Here is a 25386-nt window from a genome sequence, read left to right on the forward strand (position 1 = left end):
GGCAGGCCTTCTAGTGAGGAAACAGCACGAGGATGGCGGTCGCCAGGGTCACAATGCTGAACACCGTGCTGGCAATGACCATGGAGCCCGTGGTTGCAGAGTCCAATCGATAGTTGACGGCAAACAGAATTCCGAAAAAGCCGGACGGCACGGCTGCCAGAAGAATGGCCGTCTTCGCCGCCTCGGACGAAATCGGACAGAGATAGACGATCGCTGCAGCCAGCAATGGTCTCATGATATCCGATGCGGCGGTCGCGGCGACGACTTTCCAGTCGAGCTTAAACGATTGTGCCGACAGCACCAACCCCGTGACGAACAGCGCAACGCCGGCGGCGGCACTGCCGATCAACATGAGACAGCTATGCGCAAGCGCGTTCAACTCGAAGCCGGATAGCGACAACAGGATCCCGAGCGCGGGCGCCAAGATCACCGGCTTGGTGATCGCACGCCGGACCGCTCCAAGGATCTGTCTGGTTGACATCGCGACACCGCGATCCTTGTTGGCGCTGATTTCGACGATGATCAATGAGAGCGGGCTGATCAGGATCGAGCCTGCCGCGAGTGCCACGGCAATCGGAACCGCCCCCTTCGGCCCAAGCACGGAAGCGACGATCGGCAAGCCCACGCCTGCGAGGTTTGGAAAGCTGATCGTCAACGCCTGAAGCGATGCGTCGGATTTGGAGACGCTAAATACCGAGCGCACGCCCCAGAACCACACGGCGAACAGGATCAGCATTGTAAGCCCGAACGCCACGAACAGCGGCCCCTGCGCGATCATCTCACCTCGCGGCGCCGAAGCCGTTGCCGCGAAGAGTGATGCCGGAAGCGCGAAGTCCATTACCAAGGCATTAAGCCCCTCGACGTGATGATTGTCGACGATGCGAATCCTGCCGGCGGCATAGCCGAGCAAGAGCACGAAGAAGATCGGCACCAGGGCCATCACAATTGGGTTGGACATTATTGATTGACCCCTTCCTGGGCGGCTACGAACAGCGTCATGGCGAGTAGATCCGCGGATCCGCCGGGGCTTAGGCGCCGGGCGACAAACGCCTCGTGGATGCGTTGTGCATGGTCACGCCAGTCGGGCCTGTGCACGCCGCCCATGTCGAGAAAGTGCCGCGTGCTCCGGTGCGCGAAGCGAAGGCCATCCTTTCCGGCACGGTGCAGGATATTGGTATCCTCAACGGCTGCGATCAGAGCGAAGCAAGCCTCGATCCGCGCGGCTTGTGCGTCTGAAGGCGCGGCGCGAAGTCCTCTAATGAGAGCCGGCAGCCCGACCTGATATACGCTCAAAAATCCCTGCGCGGCCTCGACACGCGCGCCGCCTGCACCGAACTTGCGCCGCACATTGCTGCCGTGGCTATGCAGCATCACCGGACCACCGACGATGCTGCTGCCCCACAGCGTTGAGACTACGGCGCCGAGCGAGAGTCCGGGGTCGACCAGACCTGACGCTCTTGCGCCGGCAGCCGCGCACAGAAGGCCCAAACCGAAGATGGCTCCGCGATGGGTGTTGACTCCAGAGGTCGCCGCGAGCATCGCGGCTTCGGCCTCAATGCCAATGATCCGCAGCCGGCCCATATCGCAGCCTTTCGCTGCTGCATCCGCGAGCCGCTGGAAATACGGCTTAATCGCCGCGGCGCTGCGCCGGAAGGTGTCGGCATCCATGTCGTTGTGGCTGCCATTGTCGACATGGCTCACAAGTCCCGGTTTTGGCCAGGTCTCCAGCTCCAACAGCAAACATCGCGCCGCGTTGTCGCCGATCGCGCCGGTAGGGTAACGCGTCTGCGCCTTACTATGCTGCGTCTGCTGCAATTCATATGCGCGAACCGCGGTCATGACAGCGATCTCCCTGAGCGAAAGCGATAGCGATCGACCAGAGCGATTCCATCGAGGCTTTTCACCAGAACCTGCGCTGTGCCGCCGTGAAACTCGCGCCAGTTCACGGCTGGGCCATCTTCGCGCATCAATTCGCCGTCGAGCCGCATCGGCGCGGCGGTCTCGATGTCGGCCAATTCGGCCGTCAAACGATCGAGGTCGGTCTCGGGGCGGATACCGAACAGTAGGTCGAGATCTGAGCGGTTGGTGACATATTCGAGTCCGGTCAGCGCGCGCCAGGCGAGGCTTCCGTACACCCGCACATCGATAGCGTTGCGGTTGGCGAACTCGCCGAGTTTCTCGAGCGTCGCGCGCCAGGGCGGCGGCGCGCAGGCGAACGCGTCGTGCAACGACGGCGGCCGCACGACCGAGAAGATGTCGTCGTGCTCCGATAGAAGTGACACGCGTCGCTTGCCGGCGGACGGAGGCAAAGGCAGTCCCAAGGGCAAGCCGGACGTCTCATCCGGCAACGCGCGCCGCCTGATCGTCGGCCACCCTTCGCTCGCCCAGCGCGCGATCAGCGCATCGGACGCAAGGTCATCACGCCTCGCAAATATCGCCTGCCAGCCGCGGGGGCTGACGAAGACGAGATCGTGACGGCGCGCCGGCGCCTCAACGCACTTGCAACGCTTGCTCACGAACGCGCTCCGCTATTTCGAGGGCCTTCGAGCGTCCGCCGCGGTCCCGGCCAAGCACATCGCGCCGATCATGCACATCCGGCAGATCGGCCAGCAGTGCGTCGAGCTGATTCGCAAGCGGCGCCGCATCGTCCCAAGTCACGTGGATCGCGCCCATGCGTGCGAGGTTCGACAGGCCCGGCGCGAAAACCGGCGTGGACTGTGCCTTTTCTTGCAAGGTCTCAATCGACAGTTTGGTGACCTTCGACATCGACGGCAGATCCATCACCGCCGGTGTTGCGCCAGGTATACCGACCAGCACTCGCGTCGCGAGGCCGGTCGCCAGCAGTGCGCCAGCGGCAGAGTGGCCGTACAGGATCCCGATCGTCGGGCGGCCATGCAAGTCGGCATAGATCAGCGACTTTGCGAGATGCGCTAGGAACTCGTTGAGCCCCAGCATCTCGTCGCGTTTGCTCATCCGCTGACTGTCACTGTCGACCAGCACAAAGATCGGGCCATCGCTGTGATCCTCGATGGCATTGAGAACTTTTGCGGAGAGCCTGATAGCCTCATCGATACCGAGCGGGATCCGGTTTGCGACGCCGATGACAGGGGCATCGGCACCTGATCGCAGCGTTGCCGATCCCGACACGACGCCGTTGTCGTTGTTGACTTTGTGTCCACCGGGAAAGAGGGATGTGAGAATGTCAGCGAGCGTCACGGCTAGTCCTCCCGATCGTGTTGGCGATGGCAATGAACTGGTCTGCAGGATATTCCGGAACATCGCTGGCCTGGATAATCCCCTCTGCCGCCCAGATATCGATGGCATCCGGGCAGGTTCCGAAGTCACGCAAACGATCGGCTAGGCGGCGTTGCTCCGCCTGCAACTTGTCGATAGTGAGCGGTCCGATGAGGCTGATCAGTCGCAGCGCCGCCTTTCGAAACCCGTGCACGGTATCTTCGGTGAAGATATCAGCCGCTCCGAGCAGGCGGCGGTTCTTGCCGCCCATGGTGCGCCAGACCAATGCGCGATCGCGCGAATCGAATTCCTCGACGCCGCGATTGGTCTCGATCACTTCTGGACCCGACACCGCAATGCGACCCGACTCGGACACCGCCAGCGCCGAGCAACAGCCCGCGATAAGGCCGCCCCCGCCATAGCATCCAGATCGACCCCCGATCAGGCCGATAACCTTAACCCCCGCCAGCCGCGCCTCGACGACGGCGCGCATGATCTCGGCGATCGCCAGTTCGCCCGCATTTGCTTCCTGCAGGCGCACGCCGCCGGTATCGAACAGGATCAACACCGGGATCGATCCGATATCGCGCGCGGCACGCAGCAGGCCCGTGAGCTTGGCGCCGTGTACCTCGCCGAATGCGCCGCCCATAAAGCGGCCTTCTTGCGCGGCTACGAAGACCGGCGCACCATTGAGACTGCCGCGCCCCACGACAATGCCGTCGTCGAACTGCTCCGGCAGGTTGAAGATGGCGAGATGCGGGCTGATCTCGCGATCTCCTGGGCCGATAATCTCGACCAGACTGCCGGGGTCTAGCAGCAGGTCGAGCCGTGTCCGCGCGGATGCTTCGTTAAAGCTGGTCGCGCGTGCGCGCTCATCGGTGCTCATGTTCTGCAGCGGCGCGTTCATCGCACGTCCTCCTCGATCAAACGCAATGCCTGGGCGAGACGGAGCGATACCGTATCCGGTCGCGCCCCACCGTCATTGATCGAGAACTTCAATCCGCCCGGCGAATAGCGCTCCACAAAATCTGCGATGACAGCAGTCCAGGCATCGCCGAACCCGACCGCCGCGGTCTTGATCTCGACCAGGCATTCGGCGTCAGGCAGAACGCGCTCCACGAGCACCTCCAGATTTCCGGAAGCCACCACGCCTATGATTGCGGATCGTTTGGTGCCACCGGCACGCGTGGTTGCGAGATGTTGATAATTGAGGTCTTCCACGACGCTCTCCTCACCAGTTTCTGAATTTTGACGGCGGCGCGTATAGCCCGCCGGACCAATGCACGAGATCCTTGATGGACCGCGCCGCTAGCAGGCTGCGATCGGCGTCGAGCGGATTGATGCCGAGGTCTTCAGGACGACGGATCACGCCGCGCTGTCGTAAGCGATCGACCATATTGCGATCACGCCGACGGCCGACGTCGGTGTAGCCCGCGACACCGCGAATAGCTTGCTCGCGCTCCTGGAGATTACGGCACAGCAACAGGTTGGCGATGCCCTCTTCCGTCACGATATGGGTGACGTCGTCGCCGTATATCATGACCGGTGCGAGATCGAGCTTCAGCTTCTCCGCAAGCTCGATCGCGTCGAGCTTTTCGACGAACAGCGACACGTTCTTATCGCCAAACGTCTCGCCTATCTGCACCACCAGCTTGCGACCACGGCGCAGCAATGCCGAACTTTCGGGATCGGCTTCAGCACCGGCTCTCAACCAAGGCGCACTTGGGTGTCGGCGTCCACGCGCATCGGAGCCCATGTTCGGGGCGCCGCCGAAGCCCGCGATCCGCGACGTCGTCACAGTGGACGAGTTGCCCTGCAGATCGATCTGCAGCGTCGAACCGATGAACATGTCGGTGGCGTAGAGACCCGCCGTCTGTGAGAACGCGCGGTTGGAACGAAGTGACCCGTCAGCCCCCGTGAAGTAGATGTCGGATCGAGCTCGGATATATTCATCCATTCCGACCTCTGATCCGAACGAATGGATCTGCTGCACCCAGCCGGACTCGATGGCGGGTATCAGCGCCGGATGCGGATTGAGCGCGAAGTGGCTGGCAATCTTGCCCTTCAGGCCAAGCGCCTCACCAAATGTCGGCAAAAGGAGTTCGATCGCAGCGGTGCTGAACCCGATCCCGTGATTGAGGCGCCGCACGCCGTAAGGCCCATAGATGCCTTTGATGGCGAGCATAGCAGTAAGGATCTGTCCTTCGGTGATCGCCGCGGGATCGCGTGTGAAAAGCGGCTCGACGAAAAACGACTTGTCTGACTTGACGATGAAGTGCACACGATCAGCGGGTATGTCGACGCGCGGAACCTTTTCGACGATCTCGTTGACCTGTGCGATCACGACACCATCCTTAAACGCGGTCGCCTCCACTACGGTGGGCGTGTCTTCCGTGTTGGGGCCGGTATAGAGATTGCCCTCACGATCCGCGCTGACCGCCGCGATCAACGCGACATTCGGCGTCAGATCGATAAAATAGCGTGCAAACAGCTCCAGATAAGTATGCACCGCGCCGAGCTCGATTTTGCCGCCGAACAGCATTCGCGCGATACGCTCGGATTGCGGTCCGGAGTAAGCATAATCGAGCTTCTTTGCGACGCCGCGTTCGAACAGATCGAGATGCTCGGGGAGGACCACGCCGGACTGCACCATGTGAAGGTCATTCACCTTAGCTAGATCGACGGCGAGCAGCGCACGGCTGAGATGGTCCGCCTGCTTCTGGTTGTCGCCTTCCAGGCAGACGCGGTCGCCTGGCTGGATCACGGCTTCCATCAATTGCGTGGTATCGCGGGCATCTACGATCTTCCCGCGCGCAAACTTCGCACCGGCCTCCAGCCGCGCATCGCGCGCCTCACGCTGGCGTTGCCAGTTGATCTCTCTTCCGGCATTCACGGACATCAACATGTGTTCAAATCCTTGTCTGGCCCAAATCACCCTTCTGGCGACGATATCGCAGCGACCTGCGCCAGAACGGTGTGTGCGTGTGAATGATTTTGGTCAGCGGGCTGTCGACTTCTCGGCATTGCGAGCGGCATCGGCGATCACGGCAGCCACTTCTTTGGGATGCGACTCGTAGACCGAGTGGCTTGCGCCGGGGATGACCGTGGTCTGGCTCTTGGCGCGCGCATAGTACCAGCGCTCGAGATCCGGGTTGATGATCTGATCGGCACCGGCGACGATTCCCCAGCTCGGCTTGGTCTTCCACGCAGCCGCGGTGAGAGGCGTGCTGAACACCTTGGAAGCAGCCAGCACCTGCGAGCGCGCGGCGAACTCGGCTCGCTCACGTGGTAGATCGGGTGCGAAAAGCTTCGGGAATACGACCGGATTGAGGTAGGTAAAATTGTCCGGCGTTAGCTTGATAGCGCCTTCGGTCTTTGCGAGCACGCTCGGCGTCTTCTTGCCGAGCGCCGATTCGTCCTCACCAACGTCTGGCGCATGAGCAGCAACATAGACGAGTCCGACCACCTTGGGATGAATACCGGCTTCCGTGATGATCGATCCGCCGTAGCTATGGCCGACAAGCAGCGTCGGGCCATCCTGGAGGTCGAGCACACGCTTTGCAGCGGTGACGTCGTCGGTGAACGAGGTCTCCGGCTCCTGCACCATGGTGACGTGAAATCCCTCCTTTGTCAGGATTTCGTAAACCGGCTTCCAGCCGGATGCATCGACCCACGCGCCGTGAACCAGAACGACATTCTTGATCGTCTCGGCTTTCGCCGGGGCGACCGTCGACAGCACTGAGATGGCTGCCGCAAAGGCCAGCCCGGTTTTAACATTGGTCATGTCAGATCGCTCCACTGATTGAGTGATGCGAACCTAGCGCTGTGATCCTGTGCCGTATTTTCTCAACGAGAGCCTGGTTTCATTTTTGCACGCACGTCGCGCCGTTACACAGCTTCTCGAATGCCAATATCGTAATACCCGTCAAGACCGTACTTCACGGACACAACTTGCGACAATTCCGACGGGTCCTCGACGGTGCGCGACGGACGGATTTCCTGCACTTGTGCATCTTCGGTGTCGCCGACGGCAACGTACAAGCGGCGTGCGGCCTTGCGTGGTTGAACGAGCTGCGAAGATCCAGCTACAGCGATTACGCATCTATCGCCGTGCGGACGTTCCATCCAGGCAAGGACACGCGATGAACGCGGTGCAATATGTCCCTCACCGCGCTATCGTAAGTATCAGAACCGATTACCCGGTCGAGATCGCAGAGACCGCCTCGTCGACGCCTTCAAGGTGATACCGCTGCACCTTATGCTCTCAAAGTCTTGCCTTTCCGAAATACTGCGCTTCCGCCGCGGGCGCATGGGTGTCACTCAGGATGAGTCGCCTGCTGCTACCTAGCTTATGGAATTGTACTTCCGGTCATTTCGCGCGGTTCGCCCAGAGCGACCCGCTTAAACCTTAGTTTTGTACAATTGGCGTTTCAGCGCTCCTATGCGCGGAGCTGCTCGTCAGTACACTACACTTCGGGTGCACCCTGCTCAGAACTCAAACCCTAGGAGATCGGATATGACACTTCATCTAAAGATCATCTTGTTGGCGAGCCTTTCCGGCGCGACTGCCGCTACATTAATGTCACCTGCGGCCGCTGCGGGCGCTGCGTATTGCGTCGCCCAAAGTGGTCCCAATGGAGAAAACTCATTCGTGGGGAACTGCAATTTTTCCAGTTATCAGCAATGCGTGGCATCTACCGTTGGATCGAACGGCGATTGTGTTGGCAATGTTGACTTTCGTCCCACAGACAATGCCAGAGCGGAGCTCGTCGTGCATCACACTCGACACGATCGATAGAATCCGGCTGCTATCCAGCAACGTCGCAGCCGCCACCTGCGACTTTCCTTCACTACATTTTTTCTCGTGGATAGCGTACTGAGGGGAGCATTTAGACAACGAGCTCCCCTCTCGCTCTATGTCCACACTCATCACCCTTTCATTGTTACCGTCAAAGGGTCTGACGTCCCGCCAATCAGTCGGATCGCAGCACGCGCGCGTCAAGACGATTTATTCTTTAATATGCATTGACGCATAGGCCGGCCGCCGGCTGCGAGAACAACTACGCCTTGTCGTTTTCAACTGCGTCAATCGCTTCGCTCGGTGATCTCCATCTTCTTAATCGTCCGAGATACACGTACACAACTGGCGTCGTGAAGAGCGTAAGCATCTGGGAGAGAATAAGTCCCCCGACTATCGTATAGCCGAGCGGCTGACGAAGTTCGGAGCCTGTTCCTGAGCCCAACATCAACGGAACGCCCCCTAGAAGGGCGGCCATCGTGGTCATTAGAATGGGCCTAAAGCGTACAATGCAGGCTTGATAGATTGCCTGTTCCGGGGTCTGGCCGCTACGTTCTTTCTGAATAGCAAAGTCAACAAGCATAATTCCGTTCTTCTTGACGATGCCGATCAAAAGAATGATTCCAATTATAGCGATAACACTCAATGACATTTTTACTGCCATGAGCATCAGTAACGCTCCTATGCCGGCAGATGGCAAAGTCGAGAGAATGGCAAGAGGGTGAATAAGACTCTCATAGAGAATGCCGAGAATGAGATATATCACGATCAACGCCAGACCTATCAGCATCGGCGTGCCGGCGAGAGAGGTTTCGAACGCCTGAGCGTTTCCCTGAAACGCCGTGGACAGCGATTTAGGCTTGCCCGCCCATTTCTCGACGTCTGCGATCGCTCGAACCGCATCGCCCAACGCTGCACCTTGCCTAAGATTGAATGAGATCGTCACGGACGGGAACAGGTTTTGGTGGTTGACAACGATTGGAGACGTTCCGACGCTTGTTCTGACAAGAGTACTTAGGGGTACCTGCTGACCATCGTTACCACCCAGATAGATGTCGTTCAACGCTTCCGGCCCGTATTGAAAGCGAGCCGCCACCTCGAGAATGACGTGATACTGATTCAACGACGTGTATATAGTTGACACGATACGTTGTCCGAACGCGTCGTCGAGCGTGTTGTCAATTGTGGCGGGAAGAATACCGTGTGTTGAAGCAGCATCTCGATTGACTTCGATATTCAGCAAGGGGCCGGCGTTTGCCTGATCACTGGCGACATCGGTAATCTCAGAGACTTGCTTGAGCTTTTCGAGAAAAATATCCGCCCACCGAGAGAGTTCATCCGCATCAGCATCCGTCAATGTATATTGATACTGCGTCTTTGAGAGCCGCGCTCCTACAGTGATGTCCTGCGCTGACTGCATGAACAGGCGAATTCCCTGTATATTCGCAAGTCTAGGCTTCAGACGAGCGATAATCTCGTCAGCGCTCGCGCTTCTTTGGCTCTCCGGTTTCAGTACAATGAAAACGCGCCCTTGATTTAGAGTCGCCGTCGGCCCCCCTGGTCCGATATAGCTACTGACATTCTCTACAGCGGGATCCTTCAATAGGACGTTGACAATGGCCTGCTGCCTCTCGGACATCGCAGCGAATGAAATGTCCTCCGAAGCCTCGGTGATTCCCTGAATTAGGCCTGTGTCTTCTTGGGGGAAAAAACTCTTCGGAACGACAATATAAAGCCAACCGGTCAGTCCTATCGTTCCGAACATCACGATCAATGTCGCGAAATGGTGGCGCATTACTTGCGTTAGGCCGCGCGCATAAAGATCCTGGATCGCGTCAAACGTACGCTCGAACAATAGGTAACTACGCCCATGTGCTCTTCCTTTGTCGGACCGCAGAAGCCGGGCGCACATCATTGGCGTCAAGGTCAGAGAGATGATCAGCGACAGAACCAGCGATACGGAGATTGTCAGTGCAAATTCGTGAAATAGCTTTCCCACGTACCCCGGCATCAAAAAGAGGGGGATAAAAACGGCGATCAAAGACAATGTGATGGAGACGATTGTAAAGGCTATTTCCGCCGAACCTTTCATGGCCGCCTCCATTGGCGAGAGCCCCTCCTCGATATGCCTGACGATATTCTCGATGACGACGACGGCATCATCAACGACGAATCCAACAGCGATAGACAGCGCCATTAGCGAGAGATTATCGAGACTACCACCCAGGAGGTACAGCGCGGCGAACGTACCTATAAGAGCTAGCGGAACAGTGATTGCCGGGATGATCGTCGCCCACAGATTCCGGAGGAAGATAAAGATCACCATCACGACAAGTACTATCGTCAAAACAAGTGTGAACTGGACGTCGGCGACAGCAGCACGAATGGTCGTGGTGCGATCAGACGCGATCGATAGCTTGATACCAGGCGGAATCGATGCCTCAAGAGTTGGAAGTAGTTTCTTAATGCGATCGACTGTTTCAATGACGTTAGCGCCGGGAACCTGTTGCACAGCCACGACGATCGCACGGTTGTGATTAAACCAGCCAGCGAGCAGATCGTTCTCGGGCCCATCGACCGCCGTCCCGATGTCACGAATCCGCACCGGAGATCCGTTCCGGTAGGTAATGATCAACGAGTCGTATTGAGCTGGACTTAGAAGCTGATCATTGGTGCTGAGCGTGTATGTTTGCCGCGGGCTGTTAAGCGTACCCTTTGCCAAATTGACGTTGGCTTGCCCGATCACGGCTCGCACGTCTTCCAGGCTGATGTTCCTGGCAGCTAGCGCCTGAGGATCGACTTGAATTCGGATCGCAGGCTTCTGCTGGCCGCCTATCCCGACGAGACCAACTCCTGGAACTTGAGAGATCTTTGGAATCAGGATGTTCTCGGCGTAGGCATCTACGGTTGTTAAGGGAAGGGTGTCGGATGTAAGAGCCAGCAGAAGGACTGGTGGAACTGCCGGATTGACCTTTCGAATCGTCGGCGGGTATGGAGTTTGGGGAAGATAGGGACTGGCCGCGTTTATGGCTGCGAGCACATCAACTGAAGCGCTCTCAATACTGCGCGACAGCTCGAACTGAGCAATAATTGTGGTCACCCCGAGTGCGCTGGTCGACGTAAGTTGCGTCACGCCCGGGATCTGGCTGAGTTGCTGCTCCAATGGGGTGGCGATCGAAGACGCCATAGTCTGCGGATTCGCTCCGGGCAGTTGGGCGGATATCTGAATAGTTGGGAAGTTGACATTTGGCAGCGCAGCTACGGGAAGCAAAGGATATGTCGCAATGCCCGCCAACAGCACACCGAACATCAGCAGCGCGGTCGCAATCGGCCGCTGGATGAATGGCGCTGAAAGATTCACGGGATTTCTTTCTCAACCGAACTTTGCGAGACCGCTTCCTGAGCGGCCTTGCCATGGAGCTCACGAATGGCGCTGCCCTGCTGAAGCCGGTATTGGCCATCGATGACTATCCGGTCACCTGCCTTGACACCTGACGAGAGTAGCGCTTGTCCCTGCACAATCTGCGAAACTGTGACTGGGCGCGTTTCGACCGTCAGGTCGCTCTTGACGATATAGACGTATGGCCCGTTCTGATTCCGTTGTACTGCGGAGGCAGCGATTGTAAGTCCGCTGGGCAGCGTTTCCAGGAGCAAGCGAACATTGACGAGCTGCCCCGGCCATAAACGGTGTGACAGATTCGGAAAGGTGGCTTTTAACTCGATGGAACCAGTCGTTTGAATGATCTCATTGTTGATCAGCTCCACCTTTCCTTCATCAAGTAAAACCTTATCGTCTTGACTGAAGGCAAGAACAGAAAGCCCGTTGACTGCGCTCATGTGGCTTTGCAGCCGTGTTAGCTCGACCTCGGGCAGTGTGAAAATCAACGAAATCGGCTCAATTTGAGTAACGGTCACTAGGCCATTCGCGTCACTTGGATGAATAATATTTCCAATATCGATCTGTCTGATCCCTGTAATGCCCGATATCGGAGATCTTAACGTCGTGTAGCCCAGCTGAACTTGCGCTTGCTCAATTTGCGCTTCGTCTGATGCCACTGTGTTCTGAAGCTGCGTTACTTGCGCTGTTTGTGAGTCCAACAACTGCTGTGTCGCAAATCCCTTGCTTACGAGCTGGGTCGATCGATCAAGATTTGTCTGAGCATTCTTAAGCTCGGCCTGATCGCGTGCTTTGTTAGCAATCATCTGATCGAGCCGCGCCTGGTACGGCTTGGCGTCGATCACTGCGAGTACTTCGGTTGGCTTAACCTCTTGTCCTTCCTTGAAATTGATCCTTACTAGCTCGCCCTGGATCTGACTTCTGACAACAACTGTATTGTAAGCGACAATAGTGCCAACGCCCCTCAGGTAGATTGGAACAGCGCCATCACGCACCGTTGCGGATACGACGGGAACTACGTCAACGTTGACTTTGCTTTCCAGAGATCGCTCCTTCTGGCTTTCCGTAAACAGCACAGCAACGCCTGATCCGCCTACAATGCCGGACGCCAGAATTCCGAGTGCAACCCATGCAGAACGATTCATCGTCGCCTCATTCAATCGACACGATGTGTGGACTGCGTTCTCATATTTCTCCAACGCAGATTACGTCGGACGCCTTTGCGCCCTCCTCGCTGCATCCACCGTATCGTCGGAGAATGCTTGTTGCCTTATTGCACCCGTATTCTGGCAGCTTGCTACAACTATTCCACGCAAGCCCATCATGGCATCGTTCAAAATGGAAACTTGCGTTCTACCAGACAATTTTGGCGCTATCGACGAGACCGACGTGTCTCATCGACGGTTTGGTAGTTTCGCACTCGACTTTATCGCGGAGCGACCGCGAGTAATTCGGCGCCAATTCGAATTGGGCCGCTCGCCGAAAACTGCCAAATCTCGAAGAGACGCCGCCTCACGCCGGCGTCTATTGACCTAAACTATTTATCCAGCGCGATCACTGGGCAGCGAGTGCATCATGGGTCGCGACGGATCCCATTCTGCCTAATCTCGCCAACTTTCGCCTAGGACACTTAGCAAAAGCGTCGTTCACAAATGAAATGCAGCAGCTAATGGGAAATCTTCTTGCGAGATGAAATGTACCTTGCGAGCGCCGCGTGCTCTGGCCGGCTGTTTTACCCATGAGGGAATACATGAGAAAGCTGTTCACAATGGCGCTTGTCGCTGGATTCTTGCCTCTTGTCGCTTCAGCCGCGAGCGCAAGAACCTACAAATGGTGCATCAATGGACCGGGAGATACGCCACGCTGTCATTTCGATACGTTGAAGCAATGCATGGCGAGCGCATCCGGTCGTGGGGCAGATTGCTCTGTTAATCCTAAGCTAACATCAGATAGCAAGAAATCGCCAAAATCATATTCAATTGGTCGGTAGCTAGCTCTTGTCGGGTCGGTGCAGATCTAAAGAAGGAAACTCGATTTGTGTCGCCGTCGATTTTCTGGATCGACACGGCTTATAGGGCAAGGATGGAACGGTTTAATGCCGACCGCCGAGATTGGGTCTCACTGGGATCGACCCTAAAGTATGCTGCCGAAGGGATCGTTACGGGTCGCATTGTATTGAAATTTCTTCGCGGGTCAGCAATCCAACACAGCGCTCTATCTAGTGCGATAGACCCGCTACTCGTGCACATGAGAGCAATGAATGCAATTGAGTAGATAGCGACAATCCATCGTCTCGCCCGTCTGATGGCCTCTCGGTGCCTTGCGAACTGCGATTTTGACCGTGAGTCGGGCGTACCCCTATCTGTACCATGTTTGCGGGGTGCGACAGCGCAAGCGTCGGGTTCGCTGTCGGCGTTATGGATTGGCTTCCAATAATGTGAGTGAGAAAACACGATATCCTCTTCTGTCGAGATCGACTCTGATTAAAACCGGTTTGTCGACCACTATCGTGAGCCATAGTTTTCTCTTGGGATATTCTACCGTGATTGAGAATTGTGACACCTTGGGCCTCGCCCTCCATGCTAAGGTATATCGGTATCGAACGAGGCCGGTTCTTGGCAGGCATCTCGTAGGACCATCACATGCGCAGTGAAGTCGTTGCACCGTTGATTGTGGTAATCGACGATGAGCCAGCTGTGCAGAACGCAGTAGGGAGCCTACTACGATCGGTCGGTTATGACGTTCGCCTTAATTCGAACGTAGCCGAGCTCCTAGAGACCGAGATTCTTGATCGAGTGAATTGCCTCGTCTTGGATATTCGTCTTCCGATGGTCAGCGGACTCGATTTCCAGGAGCAGCTGTTAACGCTCGGAGCGCCTACTCCGATTGTCTTCATGACTGGCCATGGTGATGTGCCAATGACGGTTCGCGCCATGAAGGCCGGCGCAGTTGACTTCCTGGCCAAACCATTTCGGGATCAAGATATGCTTGACGCTGTCGCCGGAGCGGTTGAGCGCGACCGCAAATCGCGACTTGAGAGGACGGGGCACGCTGATCTGAGGGCCCGGTACAGCACGCTAAGTCATCGCGAGCGTGAGATCATGTTGCTTGCGACATCCGGCCTTCTCAATAAGCAGATTGCAGCGAAACTTGGTCTGAGCGAAATCACGGTGAAGATCCATCGCGGTAGAGTCATGCGAAAGATGGATGCAAAGACTTTCGCATCACTTGTGCGCATGGCAGAACTTGTTGGCGCTGACCCTGCCGTGCGCAACGCTAAATAGCACCCGATCCTCAGCAGCCCCATTCTTCTACTGCATTACTGGGCGTCATTGAGCCGACGAGGGAAGGGTGAAGCCCACTGTTGCGCCGCCCTGCTTATTATTTTTTGCAAACATACGGCCGTTATGGGCCTCGACAATCGATCGGCAGATCGACAAGCCCATCCCCATTCCGTCGCTCTTGGTCGTGAAGAATGGATCGAAGAGGCGCTCCATATGATCAGCTTCAATCCCCTGTCCATCGTCAGTGACCGCCACGATGACGAGGCCGTCGTCGTTGTCCTTTGTGCAAACATGAAGTTTCCGGTCCGACCCGGCGTTGGCATTTGGAGACTGAAGCCCGTTCGTGATTAGGTTGATGAGTACCTGCTGGATCTGCACCGGATCTCCTGTTACGCTCGGTAGGTCACCGGCGAGATCCATGCTGACAGCTGCGCGATGCCGTGCGGTCTGTTCTCGCAGTAGCGGCAGCGTCGCGCTTATTAATGCGTTTAGATTCAGATTGGTGCGCTCCGTTTCTTTCCGACTAAAGACCGCGCGTAGTCGCCCGATGACGTCGCTGGCTTGCCTGGCGCTATCTATCGCTTGTTTAAGCGCTTGTCCGGCCTCCATCAAATTTGGCAATGGCCGATTAATCCACCGCAAACAAGCCTGGCAGCTCGTCAAAATAGCTGAAAGTGGTTGGTTCACCTCATGCGCGATCGATGCGGTCACCTCGGACATAGTCGCGATCCGAGTGATGCGGGATAATTCCGCTTCAATTTTCTGGTTCGCCTCCTCCACCTGCTTCGCAGCGGTAATATCGGTCAATACGCCTAGGCTAACCCCTGCATCAATGCCCGCAGACGCGTGATCCGCCAAGAACCGCACATACTTGACGCGACCATCGCGCATGACCAACCTATGCTCAACGTCAATGATCGAACTGCCTATCCTGAACTGATCGATCGTCGCTGCCATGTGACTGCGATCATCGGGATGTGCACGCTCCAACATGACCTCGAAGCCGGGTGGTACGGAAGGATCGATCTCCAGTACTTGGTATGTCTCATCGGACCAGTAAATTTCGCCCGAGACGAGATCCACGCCAACACTTCCGGTCTTACTAATGGATTGGCTTTGTCGGAGGAACGCCTCGCTGCGACTCAGACGCTCCTCGGCGCGCTTTTGTTCCTGGATATCAAAGGATGCTCCGTACCACGCTTGGACTTTTCCACCGGCATCAATATGGGCCGTACACCTCGAAACACACCAGCGATAGCCGCGTTCCGGGTTGCCGACACGAAACTGATAGACGCCGTCACAACCTGTCTTCACTTGTTCGGACCAATAGGCAACGATGCCAGGCATATCGTCTGGATGTATCGAATCTTTCCAGCCCCATCCCTTAACGCCATCATATGACCGCCCCCAGACAGTGAGATATCGTTCGTTGGCGTAGTCCATCTCGCCCGTTGCTGTCGTCCGCCATATCATCGTCGGCACATGCTGAAGGATCGCATCTACCTCCGTGGCGCGAGCATCTCTCGCTTGCTCGGCAAGCTTCCGCCCATGAATGTCTAGAGCCACGAAACTTGTGTGCTCAAGCGCGCCGTCAAGTGAAATAGCCTTGGTCCATCTCAGCAGGAACCAGTGAAAGGCGCCCGTACTCTCTCTAATTTGGACTTCAATGATTCCCGTACTGTCGCCGGCACTCGAGTTAGCGGCGATCCATAACTGCGCATGATCTTCCGGATGAATATGACCTAGCCAACCGTTTCCTCTCGAGCCATTTTGGTCCGCCCCCGTATACCCTAGCCATTCTAAGTTAAATTCGCAGGCCCCTTTGCCAGGCATTACCCTCCATGCCAAGGCAGGTAGTGTATCGAGTAAGCTCGGTTCTTCCGTCACCTCGTGTCCTCATACCGGCCAAGCACAGTGAGCTCAGTCGTCCTCTTCGTCAGATCGCTTTTCTACTTTGCTTCGCTTTCATCTGCGGCGAACAGCAACCCCGCAAATACAGCCATAACTAAGAAACATGGAAGAAGAGACACTGGGGCATCCTCCGAGATCTATTGTCCGATTTACTCGCCACGCGTCCTAGTCGACGGAAAACTCACACCGGCACAACTTCTCAGAGTCCCGGCCCGGCATATTTCTTATCCGTATGTAGATTCTGCTTTCGCACGACTTACGGATCACTTCCGAGGAATCCGAGGCTAACACCACGACTTCTGCTGAATGATCGACGCGTCTGACTTGTGAGCTCATCATTATTTGCAGACAGCGCACATTATTTAATCGTGCGCTGGAGAAAGCTTCCGTCATGTCGAGAATAGTACTTTACACGAGGCTCTATATTCAGCGCTCATCGCGCGATTGGACGGACTATCCATCGATATATCCCAACCCGTCATTTCCTCGTTTGCGCAGCGCTGCTATTCGACATTGTTGTCGCTGATCGTTGTTCACTCGAACCCACGCCTCCCTGGGTTCCGAGCAAACTGGGGCCGCCTTCCATAACAAGGCGGCCTACTTTTTCGGTCGCTAGTTCATTTTATGATTGCACATCGCGCGAAGACCGACGTCAGGGGATGGCAGGCACTCTCTTCACCGTCGCGCTCTGGGGAGTTGTTTGTTCGGCGGCGGATACGAGACCTATACGCTCATTCAGCTACGGAGCTCGCTCGCTACTTGAGGCGAGCAATTTCGGATTAAGGATACACACCGCCGGACCTCGCACGGCGGCGTGACACCGCTCCGCACTTCCGTAACTACAATCACCGTCTTCGCCGGGATAGTGGATACAGAATAAGTCTTTGGCGCCGGAATGAGGAGACCACGTGGAAATATCTAAAACGGCCATCACCATGAACGGGGCGAGAATGATGTAGCGCATGGTATTGCTCCCATTGAATATGCGCAACGAGCAAAGCTCCGCTCAGAAGATATCGCCAGCAAGAGGATGGTCGCGTCACGCGCTTCCACAATCTTGCCCATAGACAACGACGCTTGAGCTGAAACCGCTCGTTGCGGACAGCGCGTCGGCGCCCCCCTGAGAGGTGGCGGCTCGCCATTTGTTCGACGTACGCAACCCATCCCACCTTTCACTCTGTGTTTTTATCTCGTCGCGCAGGCGACATATTGTCTGAAACTCATGCGATTTCTCTCTTTGCACGTGGTTTCAGAAGCTGCGTGGGAGGCCGATCCGCTGGCCCAATTGGGGCACCGAACGGCCTTATCGTGCATCGTACCGGCCGCAATGTTCGTGATCACATTCGGGTCTTCTGAAATGACGCGGCCCATACGTGATTCCGCTGCGGATCCTGTACTGCTACGCGCCCTTGGCGCCAGACGGATATCGAGCGTCAGTATTCCTTTACTTATTCACACTGATTGCCGTCGTCCCCGATATACAAGAAAGGCCGCCCTCATTGCGAAAGGGCGGCCTTTGGGCTTTGTGTCGCTCAAGCCCAAGACCACTGCGAACAATCTCCAGCCGGCGGGCGGGGCGGCGCGGCCGTCTGGTGCGGGGGGAGGGACGATCATTCACGCGGTCAAAGCGATCTTGGCGCCGCTCACGCCGAACCTCTTCTCGAATTTGAGCTAGAATTACAAATATGAACGGCTGCGAAGCTGCTGCAACCGCGACTGCTCATCTCCAGTGAACCACCCGACGGTCTAGCCATTCTATAATCGAGTACAAGATCATACCCATTGCCGCCAAAAGCGATAGGGCAGCAAAGGCACGCGCCGTATCAAACGATCCTTGCGCCGAAAGAATGATATAACCCAGACCACGTTGAGATGCGACAAACTCTCCAACAATGGCTCCTACGAGAGCCAGAGATATGGAAACCTTCATACCCGACAAAATATAGGGTAAGGCGCACGGGAGACTGATTTTCATGAAGAGCGCTACCGCCGATCCTCTTAAGATTCGTCCGAGATCAACGATATCGCGCGGAACGGATCGCAGTCCATGAACTGTCTCCACTATGATTGCGAATACTGCGATCAAAAACGCGATTGCTACTTGCGACTCCATTCCCGTACCAAGCCAAACTATAAACAGTGGCGCGACGGCCACTTTTGGCACGCTGTTGAACGATACAATCAGCGGATAGATAGCACTCTCGAACCACGGTAGGTTCACCAGCGACACGGCAATGGTTACACCGATGATCACGGAAAGAACAAAGGCTACAAGCGTCGTCAACAGAGTGTGACCAGCATTTGATAAATACCAGAGAACGTCCTGCCTAAGCTCGTGGATGATATCCGATGGAGCAGGCAGAATCACCGGCCGAACATGGAATTCCCACGTTGCAAACTCCCATAGAAGCAGAACGGCTATAAAGCTGACAACACTGATTAGTCGCCTTGCCCGTCGGTTTCCCGTCAGCGGCATCTATAGATCGCCCTCTTCAATCAAACCCATGCCCTCGAATAAGCGCCTGATTCTCAGCACATAAGCGCCGAACTCTGCGGTCTCTCTAATAGCCAACTTACGCGGACGTGGGAGATCGATATCAATAGTCTCGACGATGCGCGCAGGGCGTGGAGAAAGAACGATCACCCTGTCAGCGAGAAAAACTGACTCAACGATGCTGTGAGTGACAAAGATGCATGTATGTCGCACCTGTCCCCATATGCGTTGAATTTCGACATTCATTTGGTCTCGCGTCAGCGCGTCGAGGGCGCCGAAGGGCTCGTCCATTAACAATAGGGACGGGGCATTGATTAGAGCTCTACAAATTGCCACTCGCTGCCGCATTCCACCGGACAGTTCCTTCGGATAGGAACGACTAAACTGCGTCAATCCAACCATTCGCAACAGTTCTTCCATGCGCTGCGCCGCCTGCCTACGCGACTTTCTCGCAAATTCGATGGGTAGCAAAATATTGTCGGCAACTGTCCGCCAGTCCAATAGGGCATCGTTTTGAAACACCATTCCGATATCTTGCGGAGGCTCAGTAACCTCACTGCCGTTTGCGATGATTCTACCGGAGGTCGGATTCTCTAGCCCAGCGATACATCTCAACAGAGTACTCTTTCCGCATCCGCTAGGGCCTAGGATGCAGACAAACTCGCCATCAAGGATGTCCACGGAGACCTCATCGATAGCGACAATGCGTCTATCGCCTGCAAAGATCTTGTGAACGGACGTTGCGGTAACGGCGCTCATCGACGCAGCACAGCTAAATCTATTGGACTCACCAAACCGGTTTCGATGAACTGCTCTCCTCTTGCCGTTGGGTCCAGAAGCCCCACCGCACTGAGAGTCTCAACAGCAATGTCCCAATCTGTAGCGACAATCTCACCCGGTTGTTTCTCTCTCGCCGCTGGCGACTCTACAAAACCTTGGAGAGAATCGATCTGAGCGCGCAAGACTTTCCTATCGAGACGCGCCTGCGGACGCTGCGAGACAATTGCGTCGACAGCCTCGTCCTGATGGCCGTCGTAGATATAGCTCCAAGTGGCAGAGATAATACTTGCAAACCGTGCTATCGCCTCACGCTTCGGACCATGAAGTGTTCCTTCCTGAGCTAGAAAACCGTATCCGGGCATATGCAAATTGTAGTCCGCGAAACGAATCGCATCTGAAGGGCGCGCCGTCGCCACTGCCGGGACAAAGAAGGGTATCGTCGAAAATGCCGCGTCCGCCTGTCCCGCTACATACGCGGCCACTTTGCTCGCGGCACTAACTGCTACGAGCTCAACCTCATTGCGATTCAATTTACCAGCTGCAAGGAAGGTATCGATAAACGGCGCCTCCAAAGATCCGGCTGTGTAAATCACCTTCCTGTTTCTCAGGTCACCGGGCGCCTTAATGCCACTGCCTTTCGGAACAAAGAGCCCAATGTCGCCTTGCCTGAAGAAAATGGCAAATGCCTTAACCGCAAGTCCTTTGCTGCGCGCGACCATCATTGTCGCAAGGGAGGCATGGCCTACGTCAAACTCGCCGCCGCTGCCCAGTAGCTGAACAGTCGACGCTGATCCACTGCCATCCTGGAGAAGTACATTCAATCCCGCCGCTTCTAACCAACCTTTTGTCTGGGCTAAATGAACTGCCCCGTGAACACCCCACGGCGTCCAATCCAGTCTGACCTTCAAAGCTGCGACTTGCGCTGCGACTTTTGTCGAGGGGAGACAGCCGACGCAAACGGCGCCTAAGGCGAAGGCCCTTCGAGAAATCTCGCCGTGAGTCATGTAAAACTCCGCGTGCATATTTCTGAAAAATGCGACACCCCAACGACAGTTCGCGGCTTGGGCAATCTACCTATCTACAACTCGGTGAGAAAACATTAATTCGCGTACGAACAATTTTCCATCCGATTTTCGTGCGAATGCGAAAAGCTCGATATCGCGGGCTCGGGCTTTCGCCGGTCGGAACATATCACTTGCTTGCTTCCAAGTGATTTCCGGTCATCCCGGATGCTATCGAGCAAGACGCGACGATTAGAGACGCCATCAGATCAAACGACCCAGCAGATCCCGCGCGGATTTCAAGTCCGCATTTTCTATCTCGCGAGAAAGCCGATTGCAGATTGGCTCGAGCAACTTCCGTGCTTCGGAGATCCGCCCGCGCCGCGCCTCTAAATTTGCCAGACCTGTCGCTGCGCGTAATTGCCATGCGGTAGATCCATGACTGCCAGCAAGGTCGTACGCACGGCGAAACCAGGCGGCCGCATCATCCGTACGCTTTCCCTGAAGCGAGAGCAGAATGGATCCTTTAACCCTCATTAATTCGGGCATCATGAATAGATCACCGTTTCGCTCCGTGACAGCTATCGCCTCATCGATAACCTGGTTAGCCTCGTCATTCTGTCCCAGCGTCGCCAACCCCTCCGCCTCGCACAGCATAAAAGACGCAGTCAGCAGTTCGTAACGTAAAGTGTGGAGAGCCTTTAATGCTTCACGGAGTTGAGCGACGCCAGGCAACGGCTCACCCCGTCGCACCAATAGTTCTCCCTTTACTCCGCGCCCCGCTGCTTGGTAGGGCGCAAGTGAATGCCGGTCGGCCAATGCAATAAAGCGATCGATATACTGTTCGCCTGTCTCAAAATCTCCGTTCCATATCGACAGTGATACCGCCCAGATCAAAGCAATACACAATGTCACCGGATGATGGAGTGCTTCGGCTTCCTCAACTGTATCACGAGCCATCGCCAGAGCCTGACTAGACGTCCCCTCAAGCCAAAGAACACGCGCCAGGGCTATCCGCGCGCGATTACGATAGTCGAAGCCAAAGCGGAACGTATCTTCGCTCGCCACACCTGAAGGTTTGGCGGTGGCTGCTTCGAGATGGAAACGGGCCGCCGCATTGGTACCCTCAAGATGATAGGAAATGCCAAGGGCTGAGTGAGCCTCTGCGATACCAATCGGTTCTCCGATTATCGACGCCACCGTTTCACTACGTTGAGCATATTTAAGCGCGGTTCGAAATTCACCAACTCGTTCGTGAAAAATATGCAGCCTTCCGAGAAGTCGAAGCTCATTCTGAGTGTCACCAAGTCGCCCAGCTAGTACAAGGCCGCGCTCCAACGCCTCCTGCGTGCGTTCACCGTTGCCTTTAGTGAACATCAGAGAAAGACCTAGAGCGGACTGGAGTTGCAACTCAAGCTGCGTGTTCAGCTTGCTATCCTCTAAATGTGCAATCGCTCTTTCTGTCCAATCGCTACACTCGGTAAGTAATGAGAGTTCTAAGAACAAAGCGGAGGCGGCGGCAGCAAGACCGACCCCGATATTAGTATCTCCCGTGTCAGAGAAGCACCATTTCAACGCCGAACGCACGTTGCTGATGTAGGCACCGCACTGTGTCATGGCTTGTTCGTTCGGAGAAGCGAGAGCTCTTCTGGATGCATGTTCGAGCAAGCCCCGAAAAAAACGCGCGTGCCGACATGCCATTTCATCTGCATCACCACTATCGTTCAGCTTAGCAAGCGCATAGGATCGCGTGGTATCTAAAAGTCTGTAATGCGTTGTTAAGCCACTGACATCCGCGGCTACTAACGATTTACTTACAAGACCGCTGAGCGTCTCAACGAGGCTTTGGCCATCCTCATTATCTCGGCTCACGACCGATTGTGCCGCCTCCAACGGAAAGATTCCAACAAAGATCGATAAACGCTGCAACACGATCTGCTCATCGGTGTTCAGCAGGTCGTAGCTCCAATCCAGCGCTGCTCCCAACGTTTGATGTCTTGCGAGGGCTGTTCGGCGTCCCTCCCACAGTAGCTTGAAGCGGCTATTCAAGCCAGCTGCCGTTTCTTCGAGACCATAGGTCGACACGCGGCTTGCAGCTAGCTCAATCGCGAGAGCAATGCCGTCAAGACGTCGACATATTTCAACCACCGCCGGCACATCACGATCACTGAATCCGAACGGATGCCCGCTGGCGGCAACGCGCTCGACAAACAACTGCGTTGCTGAGAACCGCAGCGCTTCGTCAGCCGTAATGGGCACACCTTCGGGAGGACTGTCGAGGGGCATCAATGGTCGCGTATGCTCACCGGCAACGCGCAATGCTTCCCTGCTTGTTGCAAGCAGGTAGCATTGTGGGGCCTCACGATAGATCTGTTCGGCGAGCATTGCCGCTGTTTCCACAACATGCTCACAGCTATCAAGGATCAACAGGATCCGCCTGTCCCTCAGATACGCTATAACGCTCGACATCGCATCTTCTGATTGAACGGCGAGCCCAAGCGTCGACGCTATCGCACTAGCTACTAATCGGGGGTCGTTGAGTGGTCCAAGGTCTATGAGGTAGACTGAACCGTCGAAATCTGGAAGTAACCTGTGTCCAATTGCAATAGCGACTGTCGTCTTACCAATGCCGCCCGGTCCGACAATGGTGACGAAGCGCTTTGTTCTCAGATCTTGAGCACTGGTCTCGATTGCAGCATCCCGGCCAACCATGCGCGCCAAGCGAGGCGGTAATCCGTGCGAACGTAGGTCACCCCTCCCCTTTTTGATTAAAGTTGCCGATCTTGACGATGTTACGGGAGCGACGAAACAGTATCCGCGTCCCTGCATGGTCGTTACATACTGTGTGCCATCGGCACCGTCGCCTAGAGCCTTCCGCAATGACGCTATATGAAAGCGCAGGCTACCGTCATCGACGGTCACATCGGGCCAAACCTCTTCCAATAACTCGCGTCGACTAACGACCTGCCCCGGGCGCGCCACCAATGCCACCAAAACATCGAATGCACGACCGCCTAAGTGCACCGGTTTCCCATCACGCAGCAGGAGCCGTCCGACCTCGGACAGAGTAAACGGACCGAACTGAAGAGTATCCGGTCGTCGATCCGCTTCTACCAACAATTCTCCCATCGTTCGCCCTCGTTGCAGCCTAGTTCTTTCGCCTCCAATGTCCGGTTAAAGCCCCTCTGCGGAGAGCCGCAAGCGACACGTGGATCAAACGGCGTTAGAATGTCTTTCTATTAAACCAGCACCAGCGGATGCCTCATGCAGAGGGGGTCGCAATGGTTCGGCCTTGCGCGGCGTAAGCTCGGACACTCGGCCAACATTTCTTACCCTGGAACCATTCGTGCGTTTAGGCAATATCGCTGGTTGGCGAAAAGACGACGGCAATACGGCCCGAGCATGATCACGGTATTCTAGAAGGGCGCCGCCCTTTTTGGCCCGCCGCCGCTACCGCGTCAATTCCACTCGAAGACATCAGGTGAGGGATGCGAAAGATCATCATTGTCACCGGTGCGTCCAACGGGATTGGCAAGCAGACATGCAAGCATTTGGCGCTTGCGGGACACGCGGTTTACGCTTCGATGGGTGATACAAAGGGCCGCAACGCTGGCCACGCCGCTCACCTGGACAGCTTTGCGCGCCAGAACAATCTTCAGCTCCGCACGATTGACATCGATGTCTCTTCCCAGACGTCTGTAGACGCGGTCGTCAAGGCCATCATCGACGAAAACGGCCGTCTCGATGTGGTCGTTCACAATGCGGGTCATATCGTCTACGGACCCGCAGAAGCATTCACCGCGGAACAGCTAGGCGAGCTTTTCGACACAAATGTTGTCAGTGCCCAGAGGGTTAATCGCGCAGCATTGCCGCAGCTGCGAAAGCGTGGTGAAGGTTTGCTGGTATGGCTGTCGTCCAGTGGAGCTCGGGGCGGCACACCGCCGTTTCTGGGCATCTATTCTGCAACCAAAGCGAGTATGGATGCATTGGCGCTGTGCTACGCGGGAGAACTTGCACGATGGGGGATCGAGACAACCATTATCGTGCCTAGATCCCTAGGGGCCGACCATTATATCCGATCAGGTCGCCCGCGTGACCGCGCAAGGGCGGAAGAGTATGGCGACGGTCCGACTTGTGATCTAAGTGAGACAGCACTCAAAGGTGTGGCGTCCCTCTCCCCGCGCGACACAAATGCGCAAGATATTGCAGCTGCCATTGCCACAACGGTCGACCTGCCCTTTGGCGAGCGACCACTTCGAATTCATTTTGATCCAGACGATGATGGCGCGGTGACAGTTGATCAATATGCTGATCAAGCGCGAGCCGATCTGTTCCGACGAATCGGCGTAGAGGATATTTTAAAGCCGGCTATATTCAAGTAAGGTTTACCGCAAGCTAGACGTGCGCAGCTCGATCTCACTTTGGCGAGATCGCCAAGATCTCCCGTAGGTTACCGAAGGGTGCCTCAAAAAGAGGGTAGCGCGCCC

At 56.0% G+C, this 25386-nt stretch carries 20 protein-coding genes and 1 pseudogene; 4 read left to right on the forward strand and 17 right to left on the reverse strand.

Annotated features, from left to right (window positions below; all coding sequences use genetic code 11):
- Nucleotides 1–10 precede the first annotated feature (10 nt).
- The 8 genes from AB8B20_RS19075 to AB8B20_RS19110 form a co-directional block, all read right to left on the reverse strand.
- Complete coding sequence (locus AB8B20_RS19075; protein ID WP_439074312.1) at nt 11–958, reverse strand: AEC family transporter; 948 nt, start codon at nt 956–958, stop codon at nt 11–13.
- The gene (gene mdcB, locus AB8B20_RS19080) at nt 958–1839 is read right to left on the reverse strand and encodes a triphosphoribosyl-dephospho-CoA synthase MdcB (RefSeq protein WP_439074311.1); all 882 of its coding nucleotides are present in this window, start codon (nt 1837–1839) and stop codon (nt 958–960) included. The genes AB8B20_RS19075 and mdcB overlap by 1 nt, the downstream gene beginning before the upstream one ends.
- Nucleotides 1836–2516: a malonate decarboxylase holo-[acyl-carrier-protein] synthase gene (gene mdcG / locus AB8B20_RS19085; protein WP_439074310.1), complete on the reverse strand. Its 681-nt coding sequence runs from the start codon at nt 2514–2516 to the stop codon at nt 1836–1838. The genes mdcB and mdcG overlap by 4 nt, the downstream gene beginning before the upstream one ends.
- Nucleotides 2491–3216: a biotin-independent malonate decarboxylase subunit gamma gene (gene mdcE, locus AB8B20_RS19090; protein ID WP_439074309.1), complete on the reverse strand. Its 726-nt coding sequence runs from the start codon at nt 3214–3216 to the stop codon at nt 2491–2493. The genes mdcG and mdcE overlap by 26 nt, the downstream gene beginning before the upstream one ends.
- On the reverse strand, nt 3203–4141 hold the full coding sequence (locus AB8B20_RS19095) for a biotin-independent malonate decarboxylase subunit beta (protein ID WP_439074308.1): 939 nt from the start codon (nt 4139–4141) through the stop codon (nt 3203–3205). The genes mdcE and AB8B20_RS19095 overlap by 14 nt, the downstream gene beginning before the upstream one ends.
- The gene (gene mdcC, locus AB8B20_RS19100) at nt 4138–4455 is read right to left on the reverse strand and encodes a malonate decarboxylase acyl carrier protein (RefSeq protein ID WP_439074307.1); all 318 of its coding nucleotides are present in this window, start codon (nt 4453–4455) and stop codon (nt 4138–4140) included. Before mdcC ends, AB8B20_RS19095 begins: the two co-directional genes overlap by 4 nt.
- Nucleotides 4456–4465: 10 nt before the next feature.
- On the reverse strand, nt 4466–6133 hold the full coding sequence (mdcA, locus tag AB8B20_RS19105) for a malonate decarboxylase subunit alpha (RefSeq protein ID WP_439075004.1): 1668 nt from the start codon (nt 6131–6133) through the stop codon (nt 4466–4468).
- A gap of 99 nt (nt 6134–6232) precedes the next feature.
- Entirely contained in the window at nt 6233–7018 is a 786-nt protein-coding gene (locus AB8B20_RS19110) for an alpha/beta hydrolase (RefSeq protein WP_439074306.1), read from the reverse strand.
- Nucleotides 7019–7750: 732 nt separating this feature from the next.
- Between AB8B20_RS19110 and AB8B20_RS19115 the strand changes: the two genes are divergently transcribed.
- A complete protein-coding gene (locus tag AB8B20_RS19115; RefSeq protein ID WP_441253330.1) occupies nt 7751–8032 on the forward strand; it encodes a DUF3551 domain-containing protein in 282 nt (93 codons plus the stop codon).
- Between the two features lie 262 nt (nt 8033–8294).
- Here AB8B20_RS19115 and AB8B20_RS19120 read toward each other — a convergent pair whose 3' ends face one another.
- Complete coding sequence (locus AB8B20_RS19120) at nt 8295–11393, reverse strand: efflux RND transporter permease subunit (RefSeq protein WP_439074304.1); 3099 nt, start codon at nt 11391–11393, stop codon at nt 8295–8297.
- Complete coding sequence (locus tag AB8B20_RS19125; RefSeq protein WP_439074303.1) at nt 11390–12574, reverse strand: efflux RND transporter periplasmic adaptor subunit; 1185 nt, start codon at nt 12572–12574, stop codon at nt 11390–11392. Before AB8B20_RS19125 ends, AB8B20_RS19120 begins: the two co-directional genes overlap by 4 nt.
- Before the next feature lie 605 nt (nt 12575–13179).
- Here AB8B20_RS19125 and AB8B20_RS19130 point away from each other — a divergent pair.
- A complete protein-coding gene (locus AB8B20_RS19130; protein WP_441253331.1) occupies nt 13180–13419 on the forward strand; it encodes a DUF3551 domain-containing protein in 240 nt (79 codons plus the stop codon).
- Nucleotides 13420–14071: 652 nt separating this feature from the next.
- On the forward strand, nt 14072–14713 hold the full coding sequence (locus AB8B20_RS19135; RefSeq protein WP_439074302.1) for a response regulator transcription factor: 642 nt from the start codon (nt 14072–14074) through the stop codon (nt 14711–14713).
- Between the two features lie 45 nt (nt 14714–14758).
- Here the strand turns inward: AB8B20_RS19135 and AB8B20_RS19140 are convergent, their stop codons facing one another.
- From AB8B20_RS19140 to AB8B20_RS19170, 7 genes and pseudogenes are all read right to left on the reverse strand, one after another.
- A complete protein-coding gene (locus tag AB8B20_RS19140) occupies nt 14759–16600 on the reverse strand; it encodes a PAS domain-containing sensor histidine kinase (protein WP_439074301.1) in 1842 nt (613 codons plus the stop codon).
- A 763-nt stretch (nt 16601–17363) separates the two neighbouring features.
- Entirely contained in the window at nt 17364–17588 is a 225-nt protein-coding gene (locus tag AB8B20_RS19145; RefSeq protein ID WP_439074300.1) for a DUF3551 domain-containing protein, read from the reverse strand.
- 756 nt (nt 17589–18344) lie between these two features.
- On the reverse strand, nt 18345–19100 hold the full coding sequence (locus AB8B20_RS19150) for an ABC transporter permease (protein WP_439074299.1): 756 nt from the start codon (nt 19098–19100) through the stop codon (nt 18345–18347).
- Nucleotides 19101–19877, reverse strand: coding sequence for an ABC transporter ATP-binding protein (locus AB8B20_RS19155; protein WP_439074298.1), 777 nt, complete (start codon nt 19875–19877; stop codon nt 19101–19103).
- Nucleotides 19874–20902 carry an ABC transporter substrate-binding protein gene (locus tag AB8B20_RS19160; RefSeq protein ID WP_439074297.1) on the reverse strand — a complete coding sequence of 343 codons (1029 nt, stop codon included), beginning with the start codon at nt 20900–20902 and terminating at the stop codon, nt 19874–19876. The genes AB8B20_RS19155 and AB8B20_RS19160 overlap by 4 nt, the downstream gene beginning before the upstream one ends.
- A 261-nt stretch (nt 20903–21163) precedes the next feature.
- Nucleotides 21164–23611: an ATP-binding protein gene (locus AB8B20_RS19165; RefSeq protein WP_439075000.1), complete on the reverse strand. Its 2448-nt coding sequence runs from the start codon at nt 23609–23611 to the stop codon at nt 21164–21166.
- Nucleotides 23612–23716: 105 nt separating this feature from the next.
- Nucleotides 23717–24028 (reverse strand): annotated as a pseudogene (locus AB8B20_RS19170) (winged helix-turn-helix domain-containing protein); the annotation flags it as partial.
- Between the two features lie 359 nt (nt 24029–24387).
- Between AB8B20_RS19170 and AB8B20_RS19175 the strand changes: the two are divergent.
- Entirely contained in the window at nt 24388–25281 is an 894-nt protein-coding gene (locus tag AB8B20_RS19175) for an SDR family oxidoreductase (RefSeq protein WP_439074296.1), read from the forward strand.
- The last annotated feature ends 105 nt before the right edge of the window (nt 25282–25386 follow it).

Source organism: Tardiphaga sp. 866_E4_N1_4, from assembly GCF_052076075.1.
Taxonomy (GTDB): Bacteria; Pseudomonadota; Alphaproteobacteria; order Rhizobiales; family Xanthobacteraceae; genus Tardiphaga; species Tardiphaga robiniae.